This is a genomic window from Christiangramia echinicola DSM 19838 (assembly GCF_000423065.1).
Lineage (GTDB): Bacteria > Bacteroidota > Bacteroidia > Flavobacteriales > Flavobacteriaceae > Christiangramia > Christiangramia echinicola.
Genome location: NZ_AUHG01000018.1, coordinates 1 through 15,816, shown reverse-complemented (window position 1 = coordinate 15,816; position 15,816 = coordinate 1). Strand labels below are relative to the sequence as shown.

Sequence of the window (15,816 nt, the reverse complement as noted above, 5' to 3'; positions counted from 1 at the left end):
AAAATTTAATAGAAAATGAAAAACATATTTAAATTATTTATAGGGTTGTTTTCTATATGCGTGATGTTAACATCATGTAGTGATGGAATTGATCCAATTACGCCTGTAGAGGCAGGCGCAGATATGGGTGCTCCCGAGGTGACAATTAGCGCTCCTCTTGATGGAAATACCATTAAGGTCTTAGATGAAATATCCAGTGTTGATATTAAGTTCAAGGTAGTTGATGATATTGAAATAGATAATATCGAAGTAATGGTAGATGGAAATGTAATCGCTACCATGAACGATTTTTTAGATTATAGAATCGTAAATGAAGAACTTACATATGATAATATTGCCAATGGGGACCATTCGGTTACCATAAAGGCAACAGATATGGATGGAAATAGTACTTCAAAAACAGTAAATTTTAGTAAAGAACCTCCATATACTCCAAAATTTCAGAATGAGTTTCTATATATGCCTTTCGATGGTGACTATGTAGACCTTATTACTCTGAAAAGCTCAGAGGTGACCGGTAACTTAAGCTTTGCGGGTGAATCCTTCCTTGGTTCCAACTCATTTACCGGGGCTTCAGATTCTTACTTAAATTACCCTTTTGATGGATCTATAGGCACTGAATTTACCGCAACTTTCTGGTATAAAGTAAGTGGAGATCCAGATCGCGCAGGGATTTTGGTAGCAGGTGCCGATGAAAATCGTACACAGGGGTTTAGGCTTTTCCGTGAAGGAAATGCTGATGCACAAACAATTAAGTTGAATGTTGGTACCGGCGCTGGTGAAGTATGGAATGATGGTGGTACTATAGACCCGAACTCAGACGAATGGGTGCATGTAGCTTTTACCGTAACTTCAGAAGAAACTGTGATCTACCTGGATGGTATGCCGGTTAACACCGGAAATATGGCTGGAATGGCTATAGACTGGACCGGAGTTGAGCAGTTGACTATCGGTGCTGGAGGAGAGACTTTTAGTTACTGGAATCACTTGCATGATACAAGTTCAATTGATGAGTTAAGATTCTTTGATGCTGCGCTTTCACAGGAAGAAATACAGAGCCTGATAAGCGCATCTTCAGAAACATTGAAAATTTCATTTGATGGATCATATCAGGATGCAGCTTCTAATCGTGAGGTTACTGTTGTAGGTAATCCTGGTTTTGCTGGAGAATCCGTGGAAGGTACTAATGCCTATGCGGGAGCTGAAGGATCCTATTTAACAATGTCTTCTGAAGGCTTATTGAGTCCTAACTTTAGTGCGGCATTTTGGTATAAGGTAAATGCCAGTCCTAACCGTGCTGGTATTATCGTAGTAGGACCGGAGGATGGTGATAGTCCCGATGCACAGAACGACCGAACTTCAGGATTTAGATTTTTTCGTGAAAATGGCGCCGATGGATTTCAGAGATTTAAATTGAACGTTGGTGACGGTACCGCTGACACCTGGGTTGATGGCGGAACTGCTGCAGATGTGGCTAATGATGCTGGATGGGTACATCTTGCATTTACTATATCTCAAACAACTGCTACCGTATATATTAATGGTGTGGCTGTAAAAGAATCTGAATTTGGCGGAATAGACTGGACAGGGACAGATCTGGTATCGATCATGTCTGGTGCCCCACGTTTTACAGAATGGGGACATTTGTCTGATGTAAGTTATATGGATGATCTAACTTTTTACAATAAAGTTCTTACACCTGAAGAAATTCAGGATATGGCATCAGAATAATCTACAGTTGAAAAGCTCCAGATTTGTTTCTGGAGCTTTATTTAATCAAACTTTTCAAATTATTATTAATTTCTGCCCCCTGGCTATAAAAAGCATACTGGTGCAGAGAAATACACGGCTATGTTCAAAACCAATCTTTCCAGGTTATGGCTTTTCGCAGGGTTACTGTTATTTATGTCTTGTGCAGATGATTCTGGACCAGGATATCAGGAGCCTTATGTTCCAGATACTTCAGATGACGTAAATACAGATGATGGCTCAACTGACGACGGTCCTATCGTAGAATCTCTTACAGATAACGAGCTTCTAGATCTCGTGCAGGAACAAACCTTTAAGTATTTCTGGGACTTTGCTGAATCTAATAGCGGAATGGCTCGCGAAAGATCCCAGGATGATGCGTATGGAGGTCAGGGTGCAGATATAGTCACTACTGGCGGTACGGGCTTTGGACTGGCATCGTTTCCTACGGCGGTAGAACGTGGTTGGGTTAGCCGGGAAGAAGCTAGAGATCGTTTAGAGAAAATCCTGGATTTTCTGGAGACCGTACCTACATACCATGGTGCATTTTCTCACTGGTATTTAGGCAGTACTGCCGAGACCAGGCCTTTCAGTGAAACAGATAATGGTGGAGACCTCGTGGAAACCGCCTTTTTAATACAGGGGCTACTAATTTGCAGAGAATATTTTAATGATGGTTCAGAAAAAGAAAATGATATCAATTCCAGGATCACAAATATCTGGGAAGAAGTAGAGTGGACCTGGTATACCCAGGGAGAAAATGTGCTATACTGGCACTGGTCTCCAGATAATCAATTTGCCATAGACCTTCAAATCAAAGGATGGAATGAATCTTTGATAGTTTATGTGCTGGCCGCTTCTTCACCCACTTATGCGATCTCTAAAGATGTATACACTCAGGGATGGGCATCTGGCGGTTCTATTGTCACTAATAGGAATCACTATAATATAAATATGCCTTTAGGCTCTTCTCTTGGCGGACCTTTATTTTTTAGTCATTATTCATTTATTGGATTAGATCCAAGGAATCTACAGGATCAATACGCAAATTACTGGCAACAGAATGAAGCTCACACTTTGATAAATTATAATTACAGTGTAGACAATCCTAAGAATTTTGAAGGATATGGAGAGAATTCATGGGGTCTAACGGCCTCAGATAGTAGAGAAGGATATGCGGCTCATAGCCCTACCAATGATTTGGGAGTAATTACTCCCACTGCCGCATTATCCTCTTTTCCTTATACTCCTGAAGAATCTATGGCAGCTCTCAGATATTTTTATGAGGAACAGCATGAAGACCTTTGGGGAGAAATGGGATTCTATGATGCTTTTTCTGAAGAGTATAATTGGTATGCTGACGGATATCTTGCGATAGATCAGGGACCTATAGTTGCTATGATCGAAAATTACAGAACCCAGTTGCCGTGGAATTTATTTATGTCCAACCCCGAAATTAGTACGGGCTTGGATAAACTAGGTTTCACCTATTAAAATTTATTTATTTACTCAATAGCAACCCAAATGCTTAATAAAACTTTACTAATTCTATTTATATCAGTTTCTCTTCTATGCGGATGTAAGAATTCAGATAAAGGATCTGAAAAACTTATAGCTGAAGAAATTTCTCAGGAACAGATGCTTTCTGAAGAAGCTTTACTGGATACAGTTCAAAAGCAAACTTTAAAATATTTCTGGGATTATGCTGAACCTAACTCAGGCATGGCTCGTGAAAGATATCATCCAGATGGAAATTATCCAAAGAACGATGCTCATGTAGTTACCACAGGAGGTTCCGGGTTTGGATTGATGAGTATCGTTACTGGAATTGAGAGAGGTTTTATTCCCAGGGATTCGGCAGTGGCAAGACTGGATAGAATTGCTGATTTTTTAGATAAAACGCCACGTTTCCACGGAGCCTGGTCACACTGGCTTAATGGTGAAACCGGAGCTGTTCAGGCTTTTGGTGAAAAGGATAATGGAGGGGATATTGTTGAAACTTCCTTTCTGGCCCAGGGTTTTATCGTTGTTCGGGAATACCTGAAGAATGGTTCTGAAGAAGAAAAAGCAGTAGCTAAAAAGTATGATAAATTATGGAAAGGGATCGAATGGAACTGGTATACCAATAATAAAAATGGTATTTACTGGCACTGGTCTCCTGTTTATGAGTGGGAAATGGATTTTAAGATCGAAGGTTATAACGAATGCCTTATCACCTATGTGTTGGCAGCTTCTTCACCAGATCATGCCATTGATGCTAAGGCCTATCATGAAGGCTGGGCGCGCGGTGGAAAAATCACTACAGAAAAAAAGGCTTATGGTATGCCATTAATTCTGAAACATAATACTCGCGGAGATAAGGCTGGTCCATTATTCTGGGCGCATTACTCTTATCTAGGTCTAAATCCTAAAGGACTTTCAGATAAATATGCCGATTATTGGGATCTGAATGTTAATCACAGCTTGATCAATTATGAATACACTCAGGAAAACCCGAATAATTCAAAAACTTATGGTCCAGATTCATGGGGTTTAACCGCCAGTTATACCCGTAATGAAGATGATGGTATAGGTTATACAGCTCATTCTCCAGATACAGACAAAGGGGTGGTTTCACCAACGGCAGCAATAGGCTCAATTCCATACACTCCTGAAAAATCAATGGATGCCATGAGGTATTTCTTCACAGATCTTAATGAACTGGTTTGGGGACCTGCTGGATTTTACGATGCCTTCAGTCTTGATGGTGAACCATGGGTAGCAGATAGGTATCTGGCTATAGATCAGGGGCCAATGGTGGTAATGATAGAAAATTATCGCACTGGTTTGATCTGGGACCTTTTTATGGGAGCTCCTGAAGTGAAAAATGGACTTAATAAACTTGGTTTTACTTATGAAAAATAGATTAAAATATTTACTGATCGCCCTGGCGGTGATCCTGTTATTGGTACCGTTCAGCATGGATGCTCAGTCTAAGGATGAATTTAAACGAGAGCAATTCATTTCTGAAAACGATACTCTTAATTATAGGATTTTATATCCTGATAATTTTTCTGAAAGCAAAGAGTATCCTGTGGTACTAGTACTTCATGGTGCCGGTGAAAGAGGAGATGATAATGAAGCTCAGTTGGTTCATGGTAGCGACCTTTTCCTGAAAGCTGAAAACAGGAAAGAGTTTCCGGCAATTGTAATTTTTCCTCAGGCTCCAAAAGATGATTACTGGGCCAAGGTGGAGGTGAAAAGAGACACCATGCCTTTTCATTTTGATTTTAAAAATACTGAAGCACCTACCAGATCATTGGATCTGGTGATGAAGCTGATGGATTCTGTAATTGCACAGAAATTTGTTAATGATCAAAAAGTATATGTAGGTGGACTTTCTATGGGCGGAATGGGAACTTATGAGATACTTTACAAAAAACCAGAAATGTTCGCAGCTGCTTTCGCAATTTGTGGTGGCGCGAATCCAGAGATCGCCAAAGAGTATCCTGACGGATTAAATATCTGGATCTTTCATGGAGAAAAAGATGATGTGGTTCCATCGAGGTTATCAAAAGAGATGGCCAGGGTAATTAATCATACCGGTGGTAACGCTAAATTATCACTTTATCCAAATGACAATCATAATAGCTGGGATTCAGCTTTCTCAGAACCATATTTACTGGAATGGCTATTTAAAAATTCAAAAAAATAATATAAAGATGAAATTGAAAAAGACACTAGGATTATTCATGATCTTTTTAAGTGGAATGGCAATCGCTCAAACCAACAGCAATATTCCTCAGGTTGAAGAATTATTGTCTAAAATGACCCTCGAAGAAAAGATCGGTCAGCTAAACTTACTTACACCCGGAGGAGGAGTAGCGACAGGTTCTGTAGTGAGCGAAGATGTAGAAGCAAAGATAAAAGCAGGAAATGTTGGAGGGGTCTTTGGAGTGTCCAGCCCGGAAAAAGTTAGACAGGCCCAGGAAATTGCAGTAAAGTCTTCCAGGCTAGGAATTCCTTTATTAATAGGATCAGATATTATTCATGGGTATAAGACTACCTATCCAATTCCGCTAGGGCTTTCTTCCAGCTGGGATATGGATCTTATGAAAGAAGCAGCTCAATTAGCCGCAAAAGAGGCTACTGCAGATGGTATAAACTGGAATTTTTCACCAATGGTAGATATTGCCAGAGATCCAAGATGGGGTCGAATTGCAGAAGGAGCTGGTGAAGATCCATACCTGGGATCTCAGGTTGCTAAAGCTATGGTAGAAGGTTACCAGGGAGAAGATCTTACTGCACCCAACACAATGATCGCAACCGTTAAACATATGGCGTTATATGGTGCGGCAGAGGCAGGAAGAGATTATAATTCGGTTGATATGAGCCATTTAAAAATGTTTAATGAATATCTTCCGCCATACCAGGCTGCAGTAGATGCCGGAGTAGCCAGTGTAATGACATCGTTCAATGATATAGATGGGATTCCAGCTTCAGGAAATAAATGGCTGCTTACAGATCTTCTTAGAGATAGATGGGGATTTGGAGGGTTTGTTGTTTCAGATTATACTTCTGTGAACGAAATGATCGCCCACGGAATGGGGGACCTACAGGCAGTTTCAGCAATGGCAATTAACGCGGGGCTTGATATGGATATGGTAGGAGAAGGTTTTCTTACCACTCTAAAGAAGTCTGTAGATGAAGGAAAGGTTTCCGAAGAGCAAATTACAAAGGCTGCCAGAAGAATTCTGGAAGCAAAACATAAATTAGGACTGCTTGATGATCCCTATTTATATTCAGATGAAAGCAGACCGGAAAAGGATATACTTACTAAAGAGAACAGGGATTTTGCCCGTAAAGCGGCAACAAGATCTTTTGTTCTTCTTAAGAAACATAATAACACTTTACCATTAGCTAAAAACGCCAAAATTGCATTGGTTGGTCCCCTGGCTAATAATAAGAACAATATGTTGGGAACCTGGGCACCTACGGGTGATCCTTCTCTTTCTATTCCCATCCTGCAAGGCCTTAAAAATGTAGCTCCAGATGCAAATATTAACTACGCCAAAGGAGCCAATATTTCTAATGATACAACCTTTGCTAAAAAAGTAAATGTCTTCGGACCTAGAATACAGATCAATGATGAGTCTCCTGAAACCCTACTGAAGGAGGCTCTTGATCTGGCTGAAAATTCAGATGTAATTGTTGCAGTGGTGGGTGAAGCTACCGAAATGAGTGGTGAGGCAGCCAGCCGTACAGATATCACGATACCAGATTCTCAGAAAAAACTAATAAGAGAGCTTGCCCATACTGGGAAACCGGTTGTTCTGGTTTTAATGAGTGGGAGACCTCTTGATATTTCAGAAGAAATGGCGTTGCCGGTAAGTATTTTACAGATCTGGCATCCGGGAGTTGAAGCCGGAAATGCTGTAGCTGATGTACTATTTGGCGATTTTAATCCATCGGCTAAATTGACCAATAGCTGGCCAAGAAATGTAGGACAAATTCCTATTCATTATAGAATGAAGACTACGGGAAGACCGGGCCCAGAAAGCGGAGAATTCCAAAAATTTAAAACTAATTACCTCGATTCTCCAAATTCGCCATTGCTGCCTTTTGGTTTTGGGTTAAGCTATACCACCTTTGAATATAGTGATGTAAAAGCTAACTCTTCTGAGCTAGGAAAAACTGGTGCTATAGAGCTTAGCGCAACGGTAACTAATACTGGAGATCATGACGGCGAGGAGATAGTTCAGCTTTATATTCATGATAAAGTAAGAAGCATTACTCCTCCCGGAAAAGAACTGAAAGGTTTTAAAAAGATCATGCTTAAAAAAGGAGAGTCTAAAACGGTGACTTTCCAGCTGAATGCAGAGGATCTTAAATTTTATAATTCAGAGTTGAAGCATGTTGCAGAACCTGGAGAATTCGATTTCTTCATAGCTGGATCTTCAGATTCAAAATTCGATGGTTCTTTTACTTTAAAAGAATAAACGTTTTGGTTTGTTAATTAGCCCTGGTTTCCTGTTGGAGCCAGGGCTTTTTTTATAGTTTTTCTACTCTGATCCCAGAAAGAACAGGTTTTCCAGAACTACTTTTGAATTGCACTTCAATATTATCTTTGGTTTCAACTATATAATTTAGTTCAACAGCGGTTAAGATCCCGTATTCAGCTGCCAGGTTAAGATCTTTTTCGACCATTTTTCCGTTGATCATTATATCGAATACTCTTGCTTCTTCTGATGTGGTTTTAGCGTCTGATCCCAGGTTATAAATACTTTTAGTGGAGGCAGACCGGTTAGGTTCTGTCATTAATAATGAAATGCGATATTTGCCTTGAGGCACATTAATATTATAAGCATCCAGACCTTCTCTCATAGTTTGATAAAGCGGTTCTTTTGTTGTAAGTTTTATATTGGATGCGCTTCCCTGGAATTTATTATCAGATTGCTGAAATGTTTCTCCGCCAACATATCCAAAACTTCTTGAATATTCCTGGTCACTTATCCAGATCTCTCCGGTTTCTTCGTCAATAAAATCACTATGGCTACCAGTATTAATGAGTAGGGGAGAAGCGGCAATATTATCCAGTAGGTTTTCTCTAAACTGAACAGTAATATTTCTGAAATGTTCTGCGTTTCCAGAAACTGCTTTTAAACGATGATCACCTTCTGTTAGATTAAGGTTGAATTCCGCAATGTTATCTATAACATCTGAAGTCAATTCTTTCTTGCCATCCACACTTAATTGAACATTCTCACTATTGGCAAAAACTTTAATTTTAACCGGTTCAGATTTTTTTATAATTCGGTTTTCAAAATTTCGTCCGGCTATATATACCAGGTCTTCATCTACGAGCCTGGCTTTATAGTACTGATAAATATCCTTCGGCTCCCGTTTGAAATTCACCAACCCTTTTTGATTAATGAAGGACCTGCTGTCCTGCCTTCCGGAAGAACCAAAATCGGCAAAATTCCATGCTGCCATTCCAATCATATAAGTTCTTGCAATGACCTGGTTAAGGTAACTTACATGACTTTTTAGCTGGTAAGCTTCACTAAAATCCCATGGTTTAGGATCATTGGTCTGAATTCTGGAATCACTACCTGGTCCATATTCTGAAATTAAGATAGGTCTCTCAGGATACTTTTCGTGTTGCTGATCCAGGAATTTTCCAAGATTTTCCAGTCCCTGGGTATACCAGCCAAAATAAAGATTCCAACCAATAACATCAGGGATATCTGCAATTCCAGAAGTGTTATAAAGTTCATTTTCGTGTAATGCCATTACGCTTAACCTGGAGGAATCAAGTTTTTTAGTTTCGGCCTCTAATTTTTCAGCTAATTTCACCGAAGTCTCGATCTTAGCCTTTTTATCAGCTTCACTCATATCTCCAGTGAAAACAAGCCTGATAAAGATCTCATTCATATATCCCCAAAAGACGATTGAAGGATGGTTATAAAGTTGCAGTACTTGCTCACGCAACATATTTACGGAATTCTGGTGATACGCTTCAGAATCTGTTACATCATTGATCACAGGAATTTCTGTCCAGACAAGTAATCCAAGTTCGTCGCAGAGTCTATAAACTTCAGGATCCTGCGGATAATGAGCTGTCCTTATAAAATTAGCACCCATATCTTTGATCATCTGGTAATCTTTTCTGTGAATAGAATTGGGAACTGCATTTCCCATATTCTCAAAATCCTGATGCCTGTTAGCTCCAATAAGTTTTATAGGTTTACCATTTAGTATAAAACCTTTTTCAGGATCAGCTTTAAACCAGCGACATCCAAATTTTGTAGAATAAGTATCAACAACTTCACCTGAATCAGTATCGATCAATTTTGCCGATAATCCATATAAAGTTGGATCTTCGGGAGACCATAGTGCTGGATCATTTAAATTGAAATCTACAGAGAACTCTTCTGTCTCAACTTCTTTTTCATATTCTGAAACTTTTTTTCCGGAAGGATCTGAAATTTCTATTTGGAGTTTTAATTCGCTATCCTCAGAATGTATGAGACTTCCTGAAAAATTGATCTTTGCCTTGTCCTTAGATACTTCAGGTGTTTTCACGATTAGGTTTCCGGCGGCTTCTCCCTCGAAATTAAAATGACTTTTTCCGGTTATGATTAATTCCAGATCACGATAAATTCCGCCGTAAAAATTGAAATCGGCTTCAAGAGGTGGGATATCCAGATCATGTGAATTATCAACTTCGATCCTTATTTCATTTGTATAACCAAATTTCAGAAATTCAGATATTTCAAATACGAAAGCAGTGTAGCCTCCAGTATGTTCTCCCGCCAGGTTATCATTTATAAATAATTTAGTGACTTGATTCGCTCCCTCAAATTTTAGAAAAACCGATTGTTCCTCCCATGCTGCTGGAACTGTCATTTGCTTCTTATAAATCCCCTTACCACGAAAATATTCGGCATTTTCCTGAAACGCATCTTCAGCATTCCAGGTATGCGGAATGTTCACCGTTTCTGGAGTTTCAGAATTTTCTAATTGAAATTCCCACCCGGAGTTCATTGTTTTTACGAGTCGTTGTCCAGAAATTGAATTGCATAGAAGAATTAAAAGTATTGGTAAATATTTTGAAAATTTCATGGGCTAGTTTTTAATGACAGGTTGTGTCCAGGCTACTTCTTTATCACCTTTTTTATAAGGATTCTTTTTCAATTTATCTGAGATAATCTTTGCTCGCACAAATAGGACATTATCTGGAAGCTTATAATCTGTTTTAGTATTTTCTACTTCCTTTAGAATTTCACTGGAGGTCTTTCCTTTTTTTACGCCAATAAACTGAATTTTATAATTTACTTTCTTTTCGGTTTTTATCTCCAAGGAGATCCTGTTTTCTTTAAAGGTCAAATTTTTCAGTTCCACACCTGTACTGGCGTAAAAATCTCCATTCTCTAAAGCAGTAATGATACTGTTTGGCTTTAATTCTTTAGATCTTACTTCTACCCAGCCACGGCCGGCATTACTCCATTTAGAACTGAACTGATGGTAATGATGACTGTCATCTGTAGCGATCCCCAGCAATAATGGTTTATTCATATTATAGTAGGCGATATTCACCTGATCCCACATTTTTTCAGTACTATCGTGGATGCTATCACCGTAGTTATTTACATAAGGATGGCCATTGAAAACTTCAAAAAAGCGTTCCCCGTCTAACTGAATAATATCTTCGGCTGAAATCGCAAAAGTGAAATTGGGATGGTTAAGATGCTGCATCACCGGTTTGCCTATTTTTTCTCCATGCTCCTTTATAGCATCCAGATTATTCTGAATAAGCTCCACGATCGTCGCACCTTTTTCGGGTTTAATAAGGTTCTCGATATTGATTGCTCCCATATGTACGGCTTTGTCATCGAGATAAGAAGTAACTTCCTCAGCTTTGAAGATCATGAATTTTTCAGGTTCTTCGAACAGGGGTTTAAACTCCTCGAGAGTTTTTAACTGTACCTGGAAACCCTTAGCTGTTTCCCGATATTTCACACCGTACTTTCCATATTTTTTCAGGTATCTTTTAAAAGCTTTTTCATAAAGTTTTTCCTGAGGAATAGTTTTGGCTTTTACACCCTCAGCGATAATATTATGGTCTGATAATGCTACAAATTGATAATCATGATTTTTATACCATTCCATGATCATTTCTGGAAACTCATCTCCATCGCTCCAATAGGAGTGTGTATGTAAATTACCTTTATACCATTGGTATTCCTGAGCGTTTACAGAAACTGAACAACAGAAGCTGATAATTAGTATTATCGCCGATACAGATTTTCTCATTGATATATTTTTGATTGTATCTTATTCTTTTCGAAAACGACTTCTTTCAGAAAATTAAATACCTCCGGGAAGTACTCAAACGGCATTCCTGAAATCTCATGCCGTGCACCTTCGAACGTATAGAATAAATAGGAAGTATTAAGCGTATCAAGTTTTTCCACGATCGTTTTAGAACCATCCAGTATTAGATATCCTTGTTTGTTTGAATCGCAATAATGGTGCGGAGCAGTCGCGTATGGAACAAGGTTGTCTTCAGTTCCATGAAAGAATATACCGGGAACCGCATTGTTCTCTTTGATATAACGTGCATCTACTATTGCTCCAGCCAGAGAAATCACAGCTGAAAATTTGAGATCTTTATAGTTCTCTTCGCTTTCAAACATTAGATCTGGATTATAAACTGCGTTAAGAACTGCCTCGGCCCCTGCACTACTTCCGCCTACTATAATATATTCAGGGTCAATGCTGAATTTTGAGGCGTTTATTTTCATGAAATTAACCGCATCCATAAAATCTTCTGCAGCCAGTTGAAATGTTTTGATCTTTCCTGAAGCTTCAAAATCACAGCCAAATCCAGAGTCCTTGTCTCTTCTTTTAAGTCGGTAAGAGATGAGACCGACAGCATATCCTTTGGAAGCAGCAATTTTAGCGAATTTAGTTTCCTGTGGGTTTTCCGGGCTTCCACCGGCAAAACCACCACCATGCATAAAAACAATCAACGGCCTTTTTGTATCTGAATTTACTGGCTGATAAAGATCAATGATCAATTCTTCATTTTCTTTTTCGGCATAAATTTCTGTCTTAACTTGATCAACTTTAAAAAGACTATCAATATATTTTTCCTGAGCGTCAATACTTTGAAGAGATAAAATAAAGAGAAGGAAAAGCAGAATTCGTTTCATGGTTTAATTTGATTTAGAACCTTGAATATACTTAATTTTGAAGGGATAAATAAGTAGTAATTTCGTGTAGAAAATTTTATCTTCGCACCAATAATATTTGCAACTATGAGTTTACAGGATAAAGTGATGGCTGAAATGAAAGCCGCTATGAAAGCTAAGGATAGTGCTAAACTTGAGGCTTTAAGAGCCGTAAAGAGTGGAATATTAATGGCTAATACTGAATCTTCTTCTAAAGACGGACTTACCGAGGAGGAAGAAAATAAACTTTTGCAGAAACTGGTGAAGCAACGTAAAGATAGCGCTCAAATTTATAAAGAACAGGGGAGAGAAGATCTTGCCGAGCCTGAATTGAGACAAGCTGAGGTTATTGAGCAATTCCTGCCTGAGCAAATGAGCGAAGCAGAAATTGAAGCTGAGGTTGAAAAGATCATTGCTGAAACAGGAGCTTCAGGAATGCAGGATATGGGAAAAGTTATGGGAATGGCCTCAGGGAAGTTAGCCGGAAAAGCTGATGGAAAAACTATTTCTACGATCGTAAGAAAGAAATTAAGTTAGTATTGCAAAGTGAAAAGTTTCAGAATTGCCTTTTTAAGTTTGATTTGAAAATTTAATAACTGATAACTGAAAATAGGCCCCGTGGCGCAACTGAATAGCGCATCAGATTTCGGCTCTGAGGGTTGCAGGTTTGAATCCTGCCGGGGTCACTTAAAGCAGAAAGTCCGCATGATAGTGCGGACTTTTTCATTTCTCGGAAAAGCCAGGTTTGCTCTTATTAGCGAAATGAAAATGAAGCTCACTCCAAGAGGGAGCGGAACACTCTATTTTCAGGCGGGAGCACCAGGCAACTCTCATCCTGTCTAATAAAATACCAGGTTTGCTCAATGCTTTGGAGTTGTAATAAAGTCCTTAAGCAGGCCTAAAACTGAAATATAAGACTTGGGTCTATTGTTTGCATAAAAGAAATTTCGAACAGGAAATAGGGGAAAACCCTTATAAATTAACCTTTTTATCATCTCTAATTTTATCCTACCAGTCAAGACCAATAAATTATGATTCAGGATTATAGCAATCTTTACCGGAATATTATTCTTGGGCTTAGTGTAATTCTTGCGGTGTATATCGTATTTAAATTTATCGCTTAAGTCGAATACAGAATATATTTGATTTTCATTTACTACTTCATTTCCATGACTATGGGAATATTATGGTCTTTCTCTTCTAAGCTGGATTAAACAATAGCAAAATTTTTAATAGGAGGTTTCTTCATAGTCAGAATACATATTCCGGTTTGACGGCTAATAATAATCTATTTATCCTTAATTCCTGGTTATTAGGCAGCTATGCTTTTTAGCGATTAAAAATCACTATTCTTCGAAAAATTTATTTTTTCTATTGAACAATTCTTTAAAATTTGTTAATTGCTTAACATTTAGAAATTTACATTTTTAAACTAAACAGCTCCTTCTTTTTTTATTACCTACTCTCAAAATACCTATCCCTACAGGTATTTAACAATTAGTTCTTAACTAAAACCAGCATATTATGAAGTTATTTTTACCCGAAACAGGTAAAAAGTTAGGTTTGTTGTGCCTTAACGTTTTTCTGTTTTTAAGTATCTCATTGAGTTTTGCTCAGACTGAAACTATAAATGAGACGGAATTGGTGTCCGATGAAGGAATTACTGTTAATACAGATAAGGATGATTATGCGCCTTTATCAAATGCGGTATTTTCGGGAAGTGGTTTTGAACCTTTTGAATTAGTTGAACTTAGGGTTAAAAACCTCACTCAGCCTTGTAACACCACACACACTGATCAATCTTATGCACCCTGGTCTGTGACTACAGACGAGAACGGGTCATTTGTGACTAATTGGACCGTGTGTAACTGTCCGGGAGATTCATTGAGGCTCAAAGTTACCGGCCAAGCTACAGGTAAAATTGGATATGCTTATTTTACGGATTCAAAACCTAATAGTGTCAGCTTGACCCCTTCAACTCAAATTGTGGAGCAAGGGAATAGTACAACTTATGATGTTGAAGTCGAACTTAATGGTAATAATAATAGTTGTAACGTAACCTTATCTGTATCAGGTCTACCTGCTGGAACAACTGCAGCTTTTAGTGGAGGCTCTAATCCTTATATCTATCCTGGAGGTAATGGTTCTTATACAAGAATGCTTACAATTACAACTTCTGGTTCTACACCAATAGGTTCTGATGATTTTACGGTGACTGCATCTGGTTGTGGCGGTGTTGGAAATCAGTCTGGAACAGCCTCTATAACGGGAACGGTAAATGTTACAGCCACCTGTACTTCACCTGCGGCACCAATTAGTGGGGGTGATCAAACAGAATGCTCGTCTACACCCGTTCAAACACTTACTGCAACAGCAACGCCGCCAGCAGGAGCTACAGTAGTATGGTTTGAAAATTCTTCTGGGGGTACGAGCGTTTCTCCAACTTTAAGTCAAATAGGCTCCAAAACTTATTATGCTGAATCTCAAAACAGCAGCGCCTGTGTTAGCAACTCCCGAACTCCGGTCACTCTGATTATTAATGAAACTCCTACTGCAAGTCTTAGCCCCAATAATGTTAATATTTGCCAGGGAGAAAGTACAACTCTTAGTATTGTACTCACGGGATCTGGCACAATTTCAGGAACTTTAACTGGTGGAGTTCCTTTTAACGGGGCAGCAGGTACAACCATAGAGGTAGTTGTATCACCGGCTTCAACTACAACTTATTCTATTACTTCCTTAACTAATGGAACCTGTTCAGGTACTGGAATGGGTTCTACGGATGTGAATATTCTTGGGAAGTATACAGCTGATGCGGGTACAGATCAAACCATTTGTCCGGCAGCAACTGCTTCAATCAGCGGTTCTGTAACAGGATCTCCTTCAACAACTTTATGGACCACTAGCGGAACCGGGATATTTGATGATGCAGGAGCACTTTCAACAACCTATAATCCCTCTCCTTCCGATGTTATCGCAGGCTCGGTTACCCTGACCTTAACAGCAAGTGGTACAGGTGCATGTGACGGCTCTGACGGTTTAGTGTTGACCTTGCAAGATGTAACAGCTCCTGTAGTTACTACCCAGGATATTACTGTTCAGTTGGATACAACTGGATCAGCTACGATTACAACAGCTCAGATCGACAACGGCTCTACTGATAACTGTACTATTGATACATACGAGCTTGATATTACCAGTTTTGAGTGTAGCAATGTAGGCGCTAATACTGTAGAGCTTACTGTAACTGATGTCAATGGGAACTCAGACAGTGCTACTGCAACGGTTACTGTAGTTGATAATATTGCACCTGTAGTTACTACCCAGGACATCACAGTTTACCTTGATGCTT

Annotated in this window: 10 protein-coding genes and 1 tRNA gene; 8 read left to right on the top strand and 3 right to left on the bottom strand. The window is 39.0% G+C overall.

What is annotated here, in order from left to right:
* Positions 1-15: 15 nt before the first annotated feature.
* From G530_RS0113630 to bglX, 5 genes are all read left to right on the top strand, one after another.
* Positions 16-1,731, top strand: coding sequence for a LamG domain-containing protein (locus G530_RS0113630; protein ID WP_026935063.1), 1,716 nt, complete (start codon positions 16-18; stop codon positions 1,729-1,731).
* Positions 1,732-1,851: 120 nt separating this feature from the next.
* The gene (locus G530_RS0113625) at positions 1,852-3,243 is read left to right on the top strand and encodes a glucoamylase family protein (RefSeq protein WP_026935062.1); all 1,392 of its coding nucleotides are present in this window, start codon (positions 1,852-1,854) and stop codon (positions 3,241-3,243) included.
* Between the two features lie 30 nt (positions 3,244-3,273).
* Positions 3,274-4,653: a glucoamylase family protein gene (locus tag G530_RS0113620; RefSeq protein ID WP_026935061.1), complete on the top strand. Its 1,380-nt coding sequence runs from the start codon at positions 3,274-3,276 to the stop codon at positions 4,651-4,653.
* The gene (locus G530_RS0113615; RefSeq protein WP_026935060.1) at positions 4,643-5,443 is read left to right on the top strand and encodes a carboxylesterase family protein; all 801 of its coding nucleotides are present in this window, start codon (positions 4,643-4,645) and stop codon (positions 5,441-5,443) included. Before G530_RS0113620 ends, G530_RS0113615 begins: the two co-directional genes overlap by 11 nt.
* Positions 5,444-5,450: 7 nt before the next feature.
* Positions 5,451-7,727, top strand: coding sequence for a beta-glucosidase BglX (bglX, locus tag G530_RS0113610; RefSeq protein ID WP_035716516.1), 2,277 nt, complete (start codon positions 5,451-5,453; stop codon positions 7,725-7,727).
* Positions 7,728-7,779: 52 nt separating this feature from the next.
* On the opposite strand, the gene G530_RS0113605 is transcribed toward bglX, so the two are convergent.
* The 3 genes from G530_RS0113605 to G530_RS0113595 are packed head-to-tail and all read right to left on the bottom strand — an operon-like array spanning position 7,780 to position 12,446.
* On the bottom strand, positions 7,780-10,353 hold the full coding sequence (locus G530_RS0113605; RefSeq protein WP_026935058.1) for a glycoside hydrolase family 2: 2,574 nt from the start codon (positions 10,351-10,353) through the stop codon (positions 7,780-7,782).
* Between the two features lie 3 nt (positions 10,354-10,356).
* On the bottom strand, positions 10,357-11,544 hold the full coding sequence (locus G530_RS0113600; RefSeq protein ID WP_035716491.1) for a PHP domain-containing protein: 1,188 nt from the start codon (positions 11,542-11,544) through the stop codon (positions 10,357-10,359).
* Positions 11,541-12,446: an alpha/beta hydrolase gene (locus G530_RS0113595; protein WP_026935056.1), complete on the bottom strand. Its 906-nt coding sequence runs from the start codon at positions 12,444-12,446 to the stop codon at positions 11,541-11,543. The genes G530_RS0113600 and G530_RS0113595 overlap by 4 nt, the downstream gene beginning before the upstream one ends.
* A 105-nt stretch (positions 12,447-12,551) precedes the next feature.
* Here G530_RS0113595 and G530_RS0113590 point away from each other — a divergent pair, with 105 nt between their 5' ends.
* The 3 genes from G530_RS0113590 to G530_RS0113580 form a co-directional block, all read left to right on the top strand.
* Entirely contained in the window at positions 12,552-13,001 is a 450-nt protein-coding gene (locus G530_RS0113590; RefSeq protein ID WP_026935055.1) for a GatB/YqeY domain-containing protein, read from the top strand.
* Between the two features lie 75 nt (positions 13,002-13,076).
* A tRNA-Arg gene (locus G530_RS0113585) sits at positions 13,077-13,150 on the top strand.
* Positions 13,151-13,988: 838 nt separating this feature from the next.
* Positions 13,989-15,816: Ig-like domain-containing protein (locus G530_RS0113580; protein ID WP_026935054.1), on the top strand; the 1,828-nt coding region annotated here is incomplete at its 3' end.